Annotated in this window: 15 protein-coding genes; 11 read left to right on the top strand and 4 right to left on the bottom strand. The window is 71.7% G+C overall.

What is annotated here, in order from left to right; genetic code table 11:
• Nucleotides 1-129: 129 nt before the first annotated feature.
• Together ACIRVK_RS10095 and ACIRVK_RS10090 are read left to right on the top strand one after the other, a co-directional pair.
• On the top strand, nt 130-942 hold the full coding sequence (locus ACIRVK_RS10095; protein ID WP_404245085.1) for an SAM-dependent methyltransferase: 813 nt from the start codon (nt 130-132) through the stop codon (nt 940-942).
• Nucleotides 939-3,074: a putative bifunctional diguanylate cyclase/phosphodiesterase gene (locus tag ACIRVK_RS10090; protein WP_404245083.1), complete on the top strand. Its 2,136-nt coding sequence runs from the start codon at nt 939-941 to the stop codon at nt 3,072-3,074. The genes ACIRVK_RS10095 and ACIRVK_RS10090 overlap by 4 nt, the downstream gene beginning before the upstream one ends.
• Before the next feature lie 92 nt (nt 3,075-3,166).
• On the opposite strand, the gene ACIRVK_RS10085 is transcribed toward ACIRVK_RS10090, so the two are convergent.
• Nucleotides 3,167-4,054, bottom strand: a complete 888-nt coding sequence (locus tag ACIRVK_RS10085; protein ID WP_404245081.1) for a LysR family transcriptional regulator — start codon at nt 4,052-4,054, stop codon at nt 3,167-3,169.
• Nucleotides 4,055-4,174: 120 nt separating this feature from the next.
• Between ACIRVK_RS10085 and ACIRVK_RS10080 the strand changes: the two genes are divergently transcribed.
• The 8 genes from ACIRVK_RS10080 to ACIRVK_RS10045 all read left to right on the top strand — a co-directional run bounded on the left by ACIRVK_RS10080 (nt 4,175) and on the right by ACIRVK_RS10045 (nt 12,551).
• On the top strand, nt 4,175-4,846 hold the full coding sequence (locus ACIRVK_RS10080) for a succinate dehydrogenase (RefSeq protein ID WP_404245079.1): 672 nt from the start codon (nt 4,175-4,177) through the stop codon (nt 4,844-4,846).
• A 1-nt stretch (nt 4,847) separates the two neighbouring features.
• Nucleotides 4,848-6,794, top strand: a complete 1,947-nt coding sequence (locus tag ACIRVK_RS10075; RefSeq protein WP_404245077.1) for a fumarate reductase/succinate dehydrogenase flavoprotein subunit — start codon at nt 4,848-4,850, stop codon at nt 6,792-6,794.
• Entirely contained in the window at nt 6,791-7,540 is a 750-nt protein-coding gene (locus ACIRVK_RS10070) for a succinate dehydrogenase/fumarate reductase iron-sulfur subunit (RefSeq protein ID WP_404245075.1), read from the top strand. The genes ACIRVK_RS10075 and ACIRVK_RS10070 overlap by 4 nt, the downstream gene beginning before the upstream one ends.
• A 101-nt stretch (nt 7,541-7,641) precedes the next feature.
• Entirely contained in the window at nt 7,642-8,661 is a 1,020-nt protein-coding gene (locus ACIRVK_RS10065; RefSeq protein WP_404245073.1) for a hypothetical protein, read from the top strand.
• Between the two features lie 154 nt (nt 8,662-8,815).
• A complete protein-coding gene (locus ACIRVK_RS10060; protein ID WP_404245071.1) occupies nt 8,816-9,586 on the top strand; it encodes a GNAT family N-acetyltransferase in 771 nt (256 codons plus the stop codon).
• Nucleotides 9,586-10,395, top strand: a complete 810-nt coding sequence (locus ACIRVK_RS10055) for a lysophospholipid acyltransferase family protein (RefSeq protein WP_404245069.1) — start codon at nt 9,586-9,588, stop codon at nt 10,393-10,395. The genes ACIRVK_RS10060 and ACIRVK_RS10055 overlap by 1 nt, the downstream gene beginning before the upstream one ends.
• A 176-nt stretch (nt 10,396-10,571) precedes the next feature.
• Complete coding sequence (locus ACIRVK_RS10050; RefSeq protein WP_404245067.1) at nt 10,572-11,129, top strand: pyridoxamine 5'-phosphate oxidase family protein; 558 nt, start codon at nt 10,572-10,574, stop codon at nt 11,127-11,129.
• Between the two features lie 243 nt (nt 11,130-11,372).
• Nucleotides 11,373-12,551 (top strand): alanine--tRNA ligase-related protein, encoded by a 1,179-nt coding sequence (locus ACIRVK_RS10045; RefSeq protein WP_404245065.1) that lies wholly within the window; start codon nt 11,373-11,375, stop codon nt 12,549-12,551.
• Between the two features lie 59 nt (nt 12,552-12,610).
• Here the strand turns inward: ACIRVK_RS10045 and ACIRVK_RS10040 are convergent, their stop codons facing one another.
• A complete protein-coding gene (locus ACIRVK_RS10040) occupies nt 12,611-13,951 on the bottom strand; it encodes a jacalin-like lectin (RefSeq protein WP_404245063.1) in 1,341 nt (446 codons plus the stop codon).
• Between the two features lie 173 nt (nt 13,952-14,124).
• On the opposite strand from ACIRVK_RS10040, the gene ACIRVK_RS10035 reads away from it, so the two are divergent.
• Nucleotides 14,125-14,721, top strand: a complete 597-nt coding sequence (locus ACIRVK_RS10035) for a DinB family protein (RefSeq protein ID WP_404245061.1) — start codon at nt 14,125-14,127, stop codon at nt 14,719-14,721.
• A 7-nt stretch (nt 14,722-14,728) separates the two neighbouring features.
• Here ACIRVK_RS10035 and gap read toward each other — a convergent pair whose 3' ends face one another.
• Together gap and ACIRVK_RS10025 are read right to left on the bottom strand one after the other, a co-directional pair.
• Nucleotides 14,729-15,727 carry a type I glyceraldehyde-3-phosphate dehydrogenase gene (gap, locus tag ACIRVK_RS10030; protein WP_404245059.1) on the bottom strand — a complete coding sequence of 333 codons (999 nt, stop codon included), beginning with the start codon at nt 15,725-15,727 and terminating at the stop codon, nt 14,729-14,731.
• A gap of 119 nt (nt 15,728-15,846) precedes the next feature.
• Nucleotides 15,847-16,803: a GlxA family transcriptional regulator gene (locus tag ACIRVK_RS10025; RefSeq protein WP_404245057.1), complete on the bottom strand. Its 957-nt coding sequence runs from the start codon at nt 16,801-16,803 to the stop codon at nt 15,847-15,849.
• Nucleotides 16,804-16,971 lie beyond the last annotated feature (168 nt).

Below are 16,971 nucleotides of genomic sequence, written 5' to 3'. Positions count from 1 at the left end.
GGCGAATGCGGCACGTGCCGCAGGCAGTGACCGGGAACGGACGGTCAATTTCCGTTTCGACTCGCCCCGTTGGCGGGCGATCAGTAGCCTCAGCTCGAACACCGGATCGCCTACGCCTTGGAGAGATAGATGGAGCGTCCCGCCTGGGCCCCCCGGAGCATCGACATCTCGGTGCCCAGCGTTTCGCGCATCTACGACTTCTACCTGGGCGGCTCGCACAACTTCGAGGTCGACCGGGAAGCGGCCCGCAGGGCCATGGAGTTCATGCCGGGCCTGCCGAAGATCATGCAGGCGAACCGGGCGTTCATGCGCCGCGCCGTGCGCTTCGCGGTGGACGAGGGCATCGACCAGTTCCTGGACATCGGCTCCGGCATCCCCACCTTCGGTAACGTCCACGAGGTGGCCCAGTCCGCCCGCCCCGGCGCACGGGTGGTGTACGTCGACCACGACCCGGTCGCCGTGGCGCACAGCCAGGCGGTCCTCGAGGGCAACGAGGACGCGGGCGTGGTCGCCGCCGACCTCCGCAAGCCCCAGGAGCTCCTCGCGACTTCCGAAGTGGAGCGGCTGATCGACCTGAACCGGCCAGTGGCGCTGCTTCTCGTTGCCATACTGCACTTCGTGGAAGACGCGGACGACCCGTACCAGGCGGTGGCCGAGCTGCGCGACGCGCTCGCGCCCGGCAGCCTGCTGGTGCTCACGCACGCCTCGTACGACGGGATCCCGCTGCCGCCGGAGCGGGCGGAGGGCGCGGTGGACGTGTACAAGGACATTCGCAACCCGCTGATCATGCGCTCGCGCGACGACATCGCGCGGTTCTTCGAGGGGTACGACATGGTGGAACCGGGACTGGTGGCGCCGCCGTTGTGGCGGCCGCAGGAGGCGCCCGAGGACGAGGACCCCTATGCCTTCTCCGGGTTCGCCGGCGTGGGGCGTACGGCGTGAGCGCGGAGCCGGACGGGCCGGAGGACAGACTGCGCCGGTTCGCGACGATCTGGAGCCGGGCCGTGTTCCCGGTGACCTCGACGTCCCTGACCCGGCCGGAGTTCGAGGAGCAGCTCCTGCCGCTGGCCCGGCGGTTGAGTCAGGCCCTGCACGCCCGCACGTTCGACGCGGACCAGGGCAGGGCGGTGGGCGCGGCCCTGGTCACCGCGCACTGCACCGACCCGGAGGCGCTCAGCCGCTCCCTGGACTGCGTCGACGCCTACCTCGTGCTGTACTGCGGCGAGGACGGCGACCAGGAGGAACTGCGGGCGCGCAGCGCGCGGTTGCAGCACGCCATGGCCGCCGGGTTCGCGCAGGCGCTGCGCGAGCGGACGCTGGCCGAGCAGGAGGCCATCTCCGTCGCCGCGCTGCAGGCCCAGGGCGTGGTGGCGCAGGCGCTGCACGCCACCGAGGCCCGCTTCCGCGCGGTGTTCGAGGGCGCGGCGATAGGGATCGGCATGGCCGACCTGGACGGCAACATCCTCCAGGTCAACGGCGCCCTGCTGCGGATGTTCGGCCTGACCGAGCAGCACCTGCGGGCCCGTAACGTCAAGGAGTGGACCCACCCCGAGGACGCCCCGCAGACCTGGACCCTCTACGAGGAACTCGTCCGCGGCGAGCGCGAGCACTACCACCTCGAGAAGGCGTTCTACCGCCCTGACGGAACGGTCCTGTGGACCAACCTCACGGTCTCCCTGCTGCGGGACGCGGACGGCAACCCGCAGTACCAGCTCGCGCTGATGGAGGACACCACCGAACGCCGGCTGCTCAACCTCCGGCTGCGCTACGAGGCCACGCACGACGCGCTGACCGGCCTGCCCAACCGCACCTTCTTCTTCGAGCGCCTGGAGAAGGCGCTCGGCGCCGGCGAGGGCCAGCGCTTCGGCCTGTGCTACCTCGACCTGGACGGCTTCAAGACCGTCAACGACAGCCTCGGCCACGCTGCCGGTGACCGGCTGCTCGTGGAGGTCGCCGACCGCCTGCAGTCCTGCACCACGGCGCCCGGCGAGATGGTCGCCCGGCTCGGCGGTGACGAGTTCGTGGCGCTGACCACCGGCTCGAACACCCAGCGCGAGGTCGACGAGCTCGCCGACCGGATCATGAACGTCCTCATCGCCCCGATCAGCATCGACGGCCGCGAGCTGACGGTGCGCGGCAGCATCGGCATCGTCGAGGGACCGGCGGGGGAGCGCAGCCCGGCGGAGGTGCTGCGCAGCGCCGACATCACCATGTACCGGGCCAAGTCGGCGGGCGGCAACCGCTACGAGCTGGCCGATCCGGAGGCGGACGCCCGCGCCATCACCCGGCACGGGCTGACCACCGCGCTGCCCGCCGCGCTGGAGCGGGGCGAGTTCTTCATCGAGTACCAGCCGCTGGTCCACCTCGGCGATGGCAGCGTGCGCGGCGCCGAGGCCCTGGTGCGCTGGCTGCACCCACAGCACGGCGTGCTCGGCCCGGACCGGTTCATCCCGCTCGCCGAACACACCGGTCTGATCGTCCCGCTCGGCCGCTGGGTGCTGGAACAGTCCGTGCGCCAGGCCCGTGAATGGCGAGAACGGTACGACGATGCGGGGCCCCTCCGCATCAACGTCAACCTCTCGCCCTGCCAGCTCACCCACCCCGGCCTGGTCCAGGACACCGTCGAGATCCTGGAACGCGCGGGTGTCGAGCCCGACGTCCTGTGCCTGGAGGTCACCGAGTCGGCCCTCATCGGAGCCGACGACGACCTGCTCAAACCCCTGCGGCGACTGGCCGAGATGGGCGTCGACATCGCCCTGGACGACTTCGGCACCGGCTACTCGAACCTGGCGAACCTGCGCCGGCTGCCGGTCAGCATCCTCAAGCTGGACCGCTCCTTCACCCAGAGCATGCAGCAGTTCCCGGCCGACCCAGTCGACCTCAAGATCGTCGACGGGATCGTCTCCCTCGCCCACAGTCTCGACCTCGCCGTCACGGTCGAGGGAGTGGAGACCGGCGCCCAGGCCGAGCAGTTGCGGATACTGGGCTGCGACACGGCCCAGGGCTGGTACTACGCCCGCCCGGGCCCACCGGACCGCCTCCACGAGCTGGCCCTGGTGGACGCGACGGGCTGAAGCACCGGGCCCGCTGCCGGGGCGGCGGATTCGGGCGCGGCCAGGCGCCGGGTGCGCGACGACGTGCGCGGCAGCGCACCCGGGACCGATCCTCACCGCTCCAGCAGCATCCGCTGCAGCTCCCGTGCCGCCCGCGGTGGAGCCACGTCGCTGCGGTGCGCCAGTGCGATGGTGCGGTGCAGACCGGGCCGGGCGAGCGGGGTGACCCGCAGCCCCCGCCCCGACCGGGTCGCGACCATGCGGGGTACGACGGCCACGCCGAGCCCGGCCCGGACGAAGCCCAGCACCGCGTCCATCTCCCCGCCCTCCACCGCGAACACCGGCTCGAAGCCCTCGGCGCGGCAGGCGGCCACGGTGAGTTCGCGCAGGTCGTAGCCGTGCCGGAACATCACAAGACGCTCGCCCTCCAGGTCGCCCACGCGCACGGTACGACGGCCCGGGCCGCCCGGCGCGGGGGCCTCCGGCGAGGAGACCACGACGAGGTCCTCGCGCAGCAGCTCGACGGTGGTCAGGGCGGGGGAGGGCGTCGGCAGGGGCAGCACCACCAGGGCGAGGTCCAGGGCGCCCCGGGCGAGCTGCCGAACCAGGTCGTGGGAGCCGCCCTCCTCGATCAGCAGCCGGATACCGGGGTAGCGGTCGTGGAAGGTGTGCAGCACATCGGGCAGCAGGCCGGTGCACAGACTGGGCGTCGCGCCCAACCGCACGCGCCCACCGCGGAGTTGGACCAGCTCCTGCACCTCGTGCCGGGCCGTGTCCGCGTCGGCCAGGATGCGCCGGGCCAGCGGCAGCAGCGCCTCGCCCGCGTCGGTGAGCGTGATGTTGCCCCGCGCCCGCTGGAACAGGTCGGCCCCCAGCTCCCGCTCCAGCGCCTTGATCTGCTGGGACAGCGAGGGCTGGGCGACGTGCACCGTCTCCGCGGCCCGGGTGAAGTGCCGGGTCTCGGCGACCGCCACGAAGTACTGGAGCTGCTGGAACTGCACCCCACCATCATAGGCTCCCGCTATCGAAACGAGCCGGACCATGTCTTGGACCGATGGGGCCGGTCGGCCCTAGCGTCTTGAGGCATGGCTCTGGTAACGCGGACGGACCGACGGCCGTCCATGGCACGCACCGTGTGGGACTCCTCCGTCGGCAAGAAGGCCGTCATGGCGGTCAGCGGCCTCATCATGCTGCTGTACCTGGTCGTCCACATGATCGGCAACCTGAAGATCTTCTTCGGGGCGGGCGAGTTCAACCACTACGCGCGCTGGCTGCGCACCATCGGCGAACCGTTCATGCACTACGAGTGGACGCTCTGGCTGATCCGCGTCGTCCTCGTGGCCGCCGTCGTCGCGCACGCCGTCTCCGCCTACCAGCTCAGCCGCCGCGACCTCAGGGCGCGGCCCAGCAAGTACGTGCACAGGAAGCCGAAGGCCAGTTACGCGACGCGTACCATGCGCTGGGGCGGGATCATCCTCGGCCTGTTCATCGTCTGGCACATCCTCGACCTGACCACCGGCACCGTGCACTCCGGCGGCTTCCAGCCGGGGCACCCGTACCAGAACGTCGTGGACACCTTCTCCACCTGGTACGGCGACGTCATCTACATCGTCGCGATGCTCGCGCTCGGCCTGCACGTGCGGCACGGCTTCTGGAGCGCCGCCCAGACCCTGGGCGCCGGCAGCCGCACCCGCGACCGCGCCCTGAAGACCGTCGCGAACGTCCTCGCGCTGCTGCTCACGGCCGGCTTCGTCGCCGTACCCGTGGGCGTCATGACCGGAGTGGTGAGCTGACATGACCTACACCGACTACGTCACCGGCGAACCCGTCGCCGACACCAAGGCGCCCTCCGGGCCGATCGACGAGCGCTGGGACAAGCGCCGTTTCGAGGCCAAGCTGGTCAACCCGGCCAACCGGCGGGGGCACACGGTGATCGTGGTGGGCACCGGCCTCGCGGGCGGCTCCGCAGGGGCCACGCTCGCCGAACAGGGCTACCACGTCCTCCAGTTCTGCTACCAGGACTCCCCGCGCCGCGCCCACTCGATCGCCGCGCAGGGCGGCATCAACGCGGCGAAGAACTACCGCAACGACGGCGACTCCGTGCACCGCCTGTTCTACGACACCGTCAAGGGCGGCGACTTCCGGGCCCGCGAGTCCAACGTCCACCGCCTCGCGCAGATCTCGGTGGAGATCATCGACCAGTGCGTGGCGCAGGGCGTGCCCTTCGCCCGCGAGTACGGCGGTCTGCTCGACACCCGATCCTTCGGCGGCGTCCAGGTCTCGCGCACCTTCTACGCCCGTGGCCAGACGGGCCAGCAGCTGCTGCTCGGCGCCTACCAGGCCCTCAGCCGGCAGATCGCCGCGGGCAACGTCGAACTGCACCCGCGCACCGAGATGCTCGACCTGATCGTCGTCGACGGACGGGCGCGCGGGATCGTCGCCCGGGACCTGATCACCGGGAGGATCTCCACGTACTTCGCGGACGCCGTCGTCCTCGCCAGCGGCGGCTACGGCAACGTCTTCTATCTGTCGACGAACGCCATGAACTCCAACGCGACGGCCATCTGGCGGGCCCACCGCCGCGGCGCCCTCTTCGCCAACCCCTGCTTCACGCAGATCCACCCGACCTGCATCCCGCGCACCGGCGACCACCAGTCCAAGCTGACGCTGATGAGCGAGTCGCTGCGCAACGACGGACGCATCTGGGTGCCGAAGGCCAAGGGCGACGACCGTCCGCCGGGCAGGATCCCCGAGGACGAGCGCGACTACTACCTGGAGCGCATCTACCCCTCCTTCGGCAACCTGGTCCCGCGTGACATCGCCTCCCGCGCCGCGAAGAACGTCTGCGACGAGGGACGCGGAGTCGGCCCCGGCGGACAGGGCGTCTACCTGGACTTCGCCGACGCCATCAAGCGCATGGGCCGGGGGGCCGTCGAGGCCAAGTACGGCAACCTCTTCGACATGTACCAGCGGATCACCGACGAGGATCCGTACCAGGTGCCGATGCGCATCTACCCGGCGGTGCACTACACGATGGGCGGACTGTGGGTCGACTACGACCTGCAGACCACCATCCCCGGCCTGTTCGCGATCGGCGAGGCCAACTTCTCCGACCACGGCGCGAACCGCCTGGGCGCCTCGGCGCTGATGCAGGGCCTGGCCGACGGCTACTTCGTCCTCCCGGCCACCATCAACGACTACCTCGCCCGCAACCCCCACCAGGGCGCGGTCACCGGCGAACACCCGGTCGTGCAGGAGGCGTTGGCGGAAACCGAGGACCGGCTCAACCTGCTGCTGTCCGTCGACGGCGACCGTACGCCCGACTCCTTCCACCGCGAAGTCGGCGAACTCATGTGGGAGTTCTGCGGCATGGCCCGCACGGACGCGGGGCTGCGCAAGGCCCTGGAACGCATCCCGCAGATCCGCGAGGAGTTCTGGCGGCGCATCAAGGTGCCCGGCACCGGCGAGGAGTTCAACCAGTCGCTGGAGAAGGCCAACCGGGTCGTCGACTACCTGGAGCTCGCCGAGCTGATGTGCCTCGACGCGCTGCACCGCGCCGAGTCCTGCGGCGGCCACTTCCGCGAGGAGTCGCAGACGCCGGACGGCGAGGCGGCCCGCCGGGACGACGAGTTCACCTACGCGGCCGCCTGGGAGTTCACCGGCACCGGCGAGGCTCCCGTCCTGCACAGGGAAGACCTGGTCTTCGAGTACGTCCACCCCACCCAGCGGAGCTACGCATGAAGCTCACCCTGCGCGTCTGGCGGCAGCAGAACGCCGACGCCGAGGGCGCCATGTCCACGTACGAAGTGGACGGCATCTCCTCCGACATGTCCTTCCTGGAGATGCTCGACGTCCTCAACGAACAGCTCATCCTCTCCGGCGAGGACCCGGTCGCCTTCGACCACGACTGCCGCGAGGGCATCTGCGGTGCCTGCTCGCTCGTCATCGACGGTGACGCGCACGGTCCCGAGCGCACCACGACCTGCCAGTTGCACATGCGGTCCTTCAAGGACGGCGACACCATCGACATCGAGCCGTGGCGGGCGTCCGCGTTCCCGGTGATCAAGGACCTGGTGGTGGACCGGTCGGCGTTCGACCGGATCATCCAGGCCGGTGGGTACATCACCGCGCCGACCGGTTCCGCCCCGGAGGCGCACGCCACGCCGGTGCCCAAGCCCGACGCCGACTTCGCCTTCGAGCACGCCGAGTGCATCGGCTGCGGGGCCTGCGTGGCCGCCTGCCCGAACGGCGCGGCGATGCTGTTCACCTCCGCCAAGGTCAACCATCTGGGCGTCCTGCCCCAGGGGGCGCCCGAGCGGGAGACGCGGGTGCTGGACATGGTGGCGCAGATGGACGAGGAGGGCTTCGGCGGCTGCACGCTGACCGGGGAGTGCGCCACGGCCTGCCCCAAGGGCATCCCGCTCGTGTCCATCACGAGCATGAACAAGGAGTGGCTGCGGGCCACGCGCAAGGTGGCCAAGAGGTAGGCCACACCGGGGGAAAGCGTTCGCCGAGGGTGCGGACGGGCGGGGCCGGGAGGGTGCTCCCCGGCCCCGTTTCGCACAGGCGGCGTCGGTAGGGTGCCCACATGATCTTCGGGCGCAAGGGGAGAGAGCGGTTTCTCGAAGCCGTCGCCGGTTTCGAGGCCGCGGTGCGCGAGCGGGACGCGAGCCGCTCGCAGCAGCTGATGCAGGAGATACAACGGCGCTACGGCGACGCGGGGGACTGGGAGTTCCCGCAGGCCGGCCCGCGGCTGGCGGCCCTGCTCGCCGAAGTGCCGCCCGGGCCCCGCGCGCAGGTCGCCGTGCTGGTCGGCGCGTGCGTCGAGCGCGGTGCGGACGCCCGGGACTGCGCCCCGTACATCTTCCACGGGCTGGCCGAAGCACTCGGCGGGGCAGACGAGTTCTGCCGGCGCTGGGAAGCCACCGGCGGTGGAGAGATGCCCGCCCCGGACTCGGTCGACGAGGCGGCCTTCGAACGGGTCGGCCAGGAAGCCGCCGTCGGCTGGGGGACGCTCCCGCAGTGGGAGATGGCGTCCGTGGCCATGCTCAACCACCCTGCCGTCCGCACCGGAGTCGCCCCCGACCGGCGCACACGCCTCCTGGAGGCGCTGAGGCCGGTCCAGGAAGCATCCGGCCACGACTTCACGTGCCTGCACCACGCTCTGCTCGTCCTCGACGACGAGCCGCTGATCGCGCTGCACCGCCCCACCGGCACCGGCTACGCCCTGCGCATGACCGGCATAGGCGACAACTTCCAGCTGCACACCCTGCTCGCCGACACTCTCGTCGGCGGCGGCCACGTTCCCGGCCACGCGCCCTCCGCGCAGGAGGCCGCCGTGTGCCGTGACGCGCCGGGCCAGGTGCCGACCACCGGCTCCTTCAACCTCGTCACCCCGGCCGGGGAGTGGGTGTGGAACGAGGGCACGCCCTCCGACATCCCCGTCGTCGACGGCGTACGACTCCTCGTCCTGGACCCGCCGCCGTACCAGCGCGGCTGGCCCGCCGGCCGGTTCTTCCCCGGCATGACCGGCGAGCTCGTACTGGAGCGCGTCCTCGACCCGGCGGAGACCGGCAGATGGCTGGCGCACTGCGCGCCGGCGAACTGACCGGTACCGACCGAGCCGTTCAACAACCCCACATCGACGCTCTCCGCGGCTGTCACGCGTAGGTCAGCCGGCATCGGAAGAACAGGGGCGGCAGATCGCACGCCACGGGTCTGCTCCCCGCTGGGCCGACCCGGCCCGTGACCAGGAGAGAGCCATGACCGGCGTATCGACGCTCGACCGTCCCCCACAGCCCACGGCCCCCACCCGCTACACCGTCTCCCTGGCCCGCGACGAGGCCGACGTACGCGCCGCGCAGCGGCTGCGGTACGAGGTGTTCGCCGCGGAGCTGGGCGCCCTGCTGGCCACCCCGCTGCCGGGGCACGACATCGACGCCTTCGACTCCTACTGCGACCACCTGCTGGTCCGGGAGGAGACCACCGGGCAGGTCGTCGGCACCTACCGGCTGCTGCCGCCCGAGCGGGCCGCGGTCGCCGGACGGCTGTACTCCGAGGGCGAGTTCGACCTCTCCCCCCTCGACGCGATACGCCCGGGTCTGGTCGAGGTCGGCCGCTCCTGCGTCCATCCCGGCCACCGCGACGGCGCCGTGATCGGCCTCATCTGGGCCGGCATCGCCCGCTACATGGTCGACCGCGGCCACGAGTGGCTGGCCGGCTGCTGCTCCCTCCCGCTCGCCGACGGCGGCGCACTCGCCTCCGCCACCTGGGACCGCGTGCGGGCCAAGCACCTCGCCCCGCAGGAGTACCGGGTACGCCCGCTGCTGCCCTGGGTCCCGAACGCCACCCCTCCGGCCGCCCCCGCCGAACTCCCCGCCCTCCTGCGCGGCTACCTGCGCCTCGGCGCGTGGGTGTGCGCCGAGCCCGCCCACGACCCGGACTTCGGCGTCGCCGACCTGTACGTGCTGCTGTCGATGCGCCGGGTCGACCCGCGCTATCTGCGGCACTTCCTGTCCCTCGTGCCCGCCTGATGAGCGTCTGGCAGCCCAGCGCGCCCTGCACCCCCCGGGCGTGCATCGCAGTGACGGCGTCCGCCACGGCCGTACCCCGTGCCGTGCTGCGGCTCGCGGCGGTCACGGCCCTGGTGCTCACCGGGGTCGTGCTGACGCCGCTCGGCGGGAGGATCCCCGCCGAGTGGGTCAGGCGGTGGTGCCGGTGGATCGTACGGGCCGCAGGGGTCCGGGTACGGATCACCGGCACCACCGCGCCCACCGGCGGACTCCTGCTGGTCGCCAACCACATCTCCTGGATGGACATACCGCTGCTCGCCGCCGTCCGGCCGGCCAGGATGGTCGCCAAGTCCGACATCCGGGACTGGCCGGTCGCCGGCCCGGTGGCCGCGCGCGGTGGCGTCTTGTTCATCGACCGCCACCGGCTGCGTGCCCTGCCCGGCACGGTCGCCCGCATCGCGGACGCGCTGCGCGCCGGGCAGGCCGTCGGGGTCTTTCCCGAGGGCAGCACCTGGTGCGGGCGCGCCCAGGGCACCTTCCGGCGGGCCGTCTTCCAGGCCGCCCTCGACGCGGACGTCCCCGTCCAGCCCGTCCACCTGCGCTACCGGCTCGCCGAAGGCTCGGTCAGCACGGCCCCCGCCTTCATCGGCGACGACTCCCTGCTGGCCTCGGTGTGGCGGGTGGTGACGACGCGCGGCCTGATCGCCGAGGTGGAGGTACGCCGGCTCATTCCACCCGGCAGCCACCCCGACCGCCGCACGCTGGCCCGCGCGGCCCAGCCCGGCCCGACGGCCCAACCCGCCTGGACCCACACGGCGCTGGTGGCCTGAGGCGCCGCAAGGGTCCGGTCGGCCGACACGCCCGACCAGGTGAGGAAGGGGCTGCCGCGCCGTCGGAGACCCGATGATCGAACCCCGTCACCGGCGTTCCCGGGCTGCTCGCACGGGGACGGCGATGACTTCCGCCCGGGCGCGGAGTCGTCCATGGGAGACGAAGGAGATCCGCCATGCCCACACCTGGCTCCGCCCAGCACCCCACGACCGAGCTCGACCCCCGCTACAGCTCCGCGCTCAACTCCCGTCCGGGTGCCGCGGACGTCACCGCCACCGCGTGGGCCGAGGCCCAGTGGCACCTGGAAGCCGCCGAGATCTTCTGGGTGTCCACCGTGCGGCCCGACGGCCGGCTGCACGTCACGCCCGTGATCGCCGTCTGGCACGAGGGAGTGCTGTACTTCTCCACCGGGCCGCGTGAGCAGAAGGCGAGGAACCTCGCCCACGACGCGCACTGCGCGCTGACCACCGGGGGCGACGCCCTCAGCGAAGGGCTCGATCTCGTCGTCGAGGGAACGGCGCAGCAGGTGTCCGCCCCGGCGCTGCTGGAGGACGTCATCGCGGCGTACGAGGCGAAGTACGGCTCGCACATCACCTCGCCCGAGGGCACCTTCCACGGCATCGGGGACGCGTTCCGCAAGGGGGACGCCCTGGTCTTCGGGGTGGCCCCCGCCACCGCGTACGGCTTCGGCCGTACCGACGGGGTGTACACCCATACGCGCTGGGCGTTCTGACGCGAGGCGCCCCGCGCGGAAAACCCCCGGCGGCCTCGGCGCCCCGCTGCTAACGTTCCGTGCATGGACGTCACCAGGCGAACCCGCACCGCAGCCGCGCGAGCGACCAGCTCACCGGCTGCCGACGCCTGACCCCACACTCATCCCGGCGGCCGGAAACGGACCGCCGGGCTTCGTCGTACGCCCACCGTCTCCTGTCCTCGCGCGGTTCTTTCCGGTCCCCCGACCCGAAGGAACACCGCCATGCACACGGACCAGGTCGTCCGGACCTTCACCGACTTCTACCGCGAACGGGGACACCAGCTCATCACCGGCGGCACGCTGCTGCCGCCGCCCTCCGACCCGGTGCTGTTCACCACCTCCGGCATGCACCCCCTCACGCCGTACCTCCTGGGCCGCCCGCATCCCCAGGGGCGGCGCCTGGTCAACCTCCAGCGCTGTCTGCGCACCACCGACCTGGACGAGGTCGGCGATCCGACGCATCTGACGGTGTTCGAGATGCTCGGCTCCTGGTCACTCGGTGACTACGGCCACTCGCAGAGCCTGCGATGGGGCTACGAACTGCTGCGCGACGGCTTCGGCATCCCGGGGGAGCGGCTGTACGTCACCGTCTTCGGCGGCGACGACCAGGTGGGCCCGGACCATCATTCGCTCCGGACCTGGCGGCAGTTGGGGGTTCCCGTCGAGCCGACCGGCGAGGACAACTGGTGGTCCAACGGGCCCGCCGGACCGTGCGGCCCCGACTCGGAGATCTTCGTGTGGACCGGCGGGCCCGGTATCCCGCCGCAGGGCACGCCGACCACCGATCCTCGCTGGGTGGAGATCTGGAACCACGTCCACATGCGCTACCTCCGCCGCGAGGACGGCACCCTTCAGCCGCTGCGGCAGCCCGGCATCGACACGGGCATGGGCCTGGAACGGCTCGTCACCGTCCTGCAGGAGCGCGACTCGGTCTACGAGACCGACCTGCTCGAACCGTGGACGCGGACGGTGCCCTCGCTGTGGCACCTGGACGACGAGCCGTCGCTCCGCCTCGTCTGCGACCACCTGCGCTCGGCCGTCGTCGTCCTCGGTGACGGCGTACGGCCCTCCAACACCGGCCGCGGCTACGTGCTGCGACGGCTGATCCGCCGCCTGCTCACCACCCTGCGGCGCGAGGACCCCTCCCGTACCCTCGCCGACCTGCCCGAGGAACCGGTCGGCCACACGCTGGACCACTTCCGCCAGTCCGCCGGCAGCGGACCGGTGCGGGAACAACTCCTCGACGAGGAACGCAGGTTCACCCTGCTCCTCGAACGCGGGCGGCGCGTGGTCTCCCGTCCGGAGTTCCGACGGCCGCTGACCGACGAGGACTACCGCTACCTCCACGACACCCACGGCCTGCCCCGCGACCTCGTCGCCGGGCTGCTCACCACGGGATGACGTCTGCGGGACGGCGTCCGGGACGGCGGGTGCGTGTACCGTCCCGGACGCCGGTCCGGTCAGCGCCGGGTGTAGATGAAGCCGACCTTGTCGACCTCGTCGCCGGAGCGCCCGTGGAAGCCGGCGATCTGCCAGCCGGCGGGCGCGGTGCGGGTCACGCAGTCGGAGGTCGTGGTGCCGCCGGCCAGGGTGCGGCCCAGGCTGGTGGTGAACTTGGCGGAGAAAATGCGGGTGTGCCCGTTGTAACTGCCCTGGCAGAGGGTGGCGTCGGTGACGTACTCGCCGCTGCCCAGGGCGAGGGAGGACGCGGTCCCGCCGGTCCCGCCGTGGGTGAGGGTGGTGCCGCCGGCCAGCGTGAGGCTCAGCTGGTCGACACGGGAGCCCGAGCGCAGACCGATGGCGGTGGCACGGGCGCCGGCCGGCACGCTGTCGATGTCGTCGTAGTAGTCGCCGTGCGGTCCGCCGAACTGGTCGCTGAACTGGTAGGCGGGGTTGCGCGACCAGGTGAAGCCGACGGCGATCGGGTCGTGGTCGGAGAGCATGAGTCCGGCGTCGGTGAGGAACTTGGCGTGTTCGTTGCTGTACGACGTCGCGTTCAACGAGAGCAGCTTGCTGCCCCGGTAGAGGACCTTGTCCACCACCTCGCAGGTGTTGGGCACGGTGGCCCCGGACTGGTCGCAGACCAGCGCGTCACTGCCCTTGGCGGGCGGCGTGCCCCCGCGGATCAGCTGCACCCAGGCGTCGGTCAGGCCGTTGGCCGCGCCGAACTCGGCGATGGTGTCGGCGGCGCGGGTGTAGCGGGTGTTGGTGTCGCCCATGACCACGACGGCGTTTCCGGCCGAGTGGGTCTTGATGAAGGCGGTGAGCTGGTTGAGGTTGTCGGCGCGGGAGGCCTCGTCGCCGTCGTTGGTGCCGGCGTTGGTGTGCAGGTTGTAGAAGTCGACGTACACGCCCTCGGCGAGCCGCTCCCGCATGAACGTGAAGCCCTTGGGGGTCAGGCAGTCACCGGAGTCGACCTGGCAGGAGTTCCACTTCACCCGCTCGAAGTCGTCGGCGTCGTAGGGGATCTTCGAGAGCGTGTTGAGCCCGCTGCCGATGCCGGCGCCGCCGCTGGTCGGCGTCCGGTAGGCGTGGGCCGTGTCCCCGGCGTAGAGGTAGGAGTGGTAGTTGAAGTCCTCCTCGACGTGCACGACGTCGTACGGCGCGATCCGCTGGCCGATCGTCGTGGTGCTGGACTGACGGGGCGTCGGCGCGCTGGAGATGCCTTCGGGCAGGCCCGCCACGTTGTAGGTGAGCACGCTGAAGCTGCCGGAGTCGGCGGCGGCCGCGGAGGGGGCCGCCAGGGTGAGCCCGCCGAGGGAGGCGGCTGCCGCCGCCAGGCAGGCGAGGAGTCTGCGCATGAGGGGGTGTCTCCCGGGGGTGAAAGCGGTTGCGGTAGATCCGGGGTTGAAGTTACCGCTGGTTACCCCAGTCTGTCGCGACCCTGACAGGAAATCGTCGGGTGAACGCGAACCGTCTCCTCGCCGCGTCGAAACGCGGTGGACAACGGGCGGGGTGTCGACAGACTGACCCCATGACCATCGCACCTGATCCCAAGGCCGACCTCCGCTTCTACCTCCAGAACGCCCGCGACGCCTTGCTGTGGAAGCTCGAAGGGCTCTCCGAGTACGACATCCGCCGCCCGGCGACGCCGACCGGCACCAATCTGCTGGGGCTGGTCAAGCACGCCACCTACGTCGAACTCGGGTATCTGGGCGACACGTTCGGGCGGCCCTGCGATCTGCCCAAGCCCGCCTTCGGGGAGGGTGCGGACGCCAACGCCGACATGTGGGCCAGGGCCGACGAGTCGCGCGAGGACATCGTCGCCGGGTACCGCAAGGCGTGGGCGCACGCCGACGAGACGATCGAGCGACTGGAGCTGGACACCGTCGGCAGGGTGCCCTGGTGGCCCGCCCACGCCGACGAGGTGACCCTGCACCACGCGCTGGTGCGTGTCATCGCCGACACGCACCGGCACGCGGGCCACGCCGACATCATCCGCGAACTCGCCGACGGAGCCGTCGGTATGAACGCGAACAACACCAGCCTGCCGTCCACGGATCCGGCCTGGTGGGAGGAGTACCGGCAGCGGCTGGAGAGCGTGGCGCGGGAGGCGTCCGCCGAGGAGTGAGGGCCCGTCAGCCCGCGGCGAGCAGTTCGAGGGTGTCGACCACCCGGTTCGAGAAGCCCCACTCGTTGTCGTACCAGGCGACCACCTTGACATGCCGGCCGTCGACGCGGGTGAGGGCCGAGTCGAAGATCGACGAGGCCGGGTTGCCCGTGATGTCGGAGGAGACCAGCGGGTCCTCGGAGTACTCCAGGACCCCGGCGAGCGGCCCCTCGGCGGCCTTGCGGTACGCCTCCAGCACCTCCTCTCGGGTCACGTCACGGGCGACGGTGGTGTTCAGCTCGACGATCGAACCCACCGGCACCGGCACGCGGATCGCGTCGCCCGACAGCTTGCCGTCGAGGCCCGGCAGCACCAGGCCGATCGCCTTGGCGGCACCGGTCGTGGTCGGCACGATGTTGACCCCGGCGGCCCGGGCGCGGCGGGCGTCGCGGTGCGGGCCGTCCTGGAGGTTCTGCTCCTGCGTGTAGGCGTGGACGGTCGTCATGAAGCCGTGCTCGATGCCGGCGAGCTCGTCGAGCACGCCGGCCAGCGGTGCCAGCGCGTTCGTCGTGCAGGAGGCGTTGGAGACGATGGTGTGCAGCCGAGGGTCGTAGGCGTCGGTGTTGACGCCGTACGCGAGCGTCACGTCCGCGCCGTCCGAGGGCGCGCTGACCAGCACCTTGCGCGCCCCGGCGTCGAGGTGGGCGCGGGCGGCCTTGGCCGAGGTGAAGCGGCCGGTCGCCTCCAGCACGAGGTCGACGCCGAGTTCGGCCCAGGGCAGCTGCGCCGGCTCGCGCTCGGCGAGCACCCGGATGCGGCGGCCGTCGACGACGAGGGTGTCCCCGTCGACGGTGACCGGGCGGCCGAGCCGGCCGGCCGTGCTGTCGTAGGCCAGGAGTCGGGCGAGGGTGGCGGGCTCGGTGAGGTCGTTGACGGCGACGATCTCGAGGGCGCTGTCGCGTTCGAGCAGGGCGCGCAGCACATTGCGTCCGATGCGGCCGAATCCGTTGATGGCGATGCGCGTCATGAGGGGTGATCCACCTTCTGAAGTCGTCCCTTGGGTTCCCCACCAGGGTCGCGTCCGGCCTTCGCCGGTGACAGCGGCGAGAACGCCATGGTTCAAAAGGATCCCGCCAGCCGGGCCGGTCACTCGCCGGGCGCGAACGTGTGCCGGTACTCGCTGGGGGTCGTGCCGAGGATGCGCTGGAAGTGCAGCCGCAGATTCGCGCCGGTGCCGAGCCCGACGTCGGCGGCGATCTGCTCGACGCCGCGCTGCGAACGTTCCAGCAGCTCACGGGCCCGGTCGACGCGGGCCCGCATCACCCACTGCATCGGCGTGTACCCCGTGTCCTCGACGAAGCGCCGCGACAGGGTGCGCGCCGACACTCCCGCGTGCCGGGCGAGCACGTCGAGGGTCAGGTGCTCGGCGAGCCGGTGCAGCGCCCACTCGCGGGTGGCGGCGAACCGCTCGCCCAGCGGTTCGGGCACGCTGCGCGGCACGTACTGCGCCTGGCCGCCGCTGCGGTAGGGGGCCGCGACCAGGCGCCGCGCTGCGTGGTTGGAGGCGGCCACGCCCAGGTCCCCGCGCAGGATGTGCAGGCACAGGTCGATGCCGGAGGCGGCGCCGGCCGAGGTGAGCACACTGCCCTCGTCGACGAAGAGCACGTTCTCGTCGACCCTGACCCGGGGATGGCGGGCCGCGAGTGTCCGTGTGTAGTGCCAGTGCGTCGTGGCGCGTCTGCCGTCCAGCAGCCCGGTGGCCGCGAGCGCGAAGGCGCCCGTGGAGATGGCCGCGAGCCGTGCGCCCCGCTCGTGGGCGGCGATCAACGCGTCGACGACGGCGGGCGGCGGGTCCTCGCGGTCCGGGAACCGGTAGCCGGGGAGGAACACGATGTCCGCCCAGTCCAGCGCGTCGAGACCGTCGGCGACGAGGTAGGACAGCCCGTCCCCGCCGGTGACGGGCCCCGGGGCCGCCCCGCACACCCGCACCTCGTACGGCATGCTCGCCCGGGTCGTGAACACCTGCGCCGGGATGCCCACGTCGAGCGGCTTGGCGCCCTCGAGCACGAGGACGGCGACACGGTGGAGGCGGGACGCTGACACGGGAACAGGCTACGAGGCTGGGGCCCTTCTGGCGGATCTCCGGGCGTCGCGACGCCCGGCACGCACTCCCCCCCACTCTCGGCTGCGCTCGAGCGGGAGGGGCCCCCACGACGCCGCTCCTTCCTCCGCGGAGAACCGCCAGAAGGGCCCCGGCTCGGCACACCCGGG

The sequence above is a fragment of the Streptomyces sp. NPDC101152 genome (genome assembly GCF_044768275.1).
In the GTDB taxonomy this organism is placed as follows: Bacteria; Actinomycetota; Actinomycetes; order Streptomycetales; family Streptomycetaceae; genus Streptomyces.
Note: the sequence above shows the minus strand (reverse complement) of the source record. Positions and strands in the feature narration are given on the sequence as shown.

What these genes read in the sequence shown, in the direction of transcription:
- ACIRVK_RS10065 (WP_404245073.1), top strand. Translation starts at nt 7,642, where the DNA reads ATGATCTTCGGGCGCAAGGGGAGAGAGCGGTTTCTCGAAGCCGTCGCC.
- ACIRVK_RS10045 (WP_404245065.1), top strand. Translation starts at nt 11,373, where the DNA reads ATGCACACGGACCAGGTCGTCCGGACCTTCACCGACTTCTACCGCGAA.
- ACIRVK_RS10050 (WP_404245067.1), top strand. Translation starts at nt 10,572, where the DNA reads ATGCCCACACCTGGCTCCGCCCAGCACCCCACGACCGAGCTCGACCCC.
- ACIRVK_RS10055 (WP_404245069.1), top strand. Translation starts at nt 9,586, where the DNA reads ATGAGCGTCTGGCAGCCCAGCGCGCCCTGCACCCCCCGGGCGTGCATC.
- ACIRVK_RS10035 (WP_404245061.1), top strand. Translation starts at nt 14,125, where the DNA reads ATGACCATCGCACCTGATCCCAAGGCCGACCTCCGCTTCTACCTCCAG.
- gap (WP_404245059.1), bottom strand. Translation starts at nt 15,727, where the DNA reads ATGACGCGCATCGCCATCAACGGATTCGGCCGCATCGGACGCAATGTG.
- ACIRVK_RS10095 (WP_404245085.1), top strand. Translation starts at nt 130, where the DNA reads ATGGAGCGTCCCGCCTGGGCCCCCCGGAGCATCGACATCTCGGTGCCC.
- ACIRVK_RS10070 (WP_404245075.1), top strand. Translation starts at nt 6,791, where the DNA reads ATGAAGCTCACCCTGCGCGTCTGGCGGCAGCAGAACGCCGACGCCGAG.
- ACIRVK_RS10040 (WP_404245063.1), bottom strand. Translation starts at nt 13,951, where the DNA reads ATGCGCAGACTCCTCGCCTGCCTGGCGGCGGCAGCCGCCTCCCTCGGC.
- ACIRVK_RS10080 (WP_404245079.1), top strand. Translation starts at nt 4,175, where the DNA reads ATGGCACGCACCGTGTGGGACTCCTCCGTCGGCAAGAAGGCCGTCATG.
- ACIRVK_RS10060 (WP_404245071.1), top strand. Translation starts at nt 8,816, where the DNA reads ATGACCGGCGTATCGACGCTCGACCGTCCCCCACAGCCCACGGCCCCC.
- ACIRVK_RS10075 (WP_404245077.1), top strand. Translation starts at nt 4,848, where the DNA reads ATGACCTACACCGACTACGTCACCGGCGAACCCGTCGCCGACACCAAG.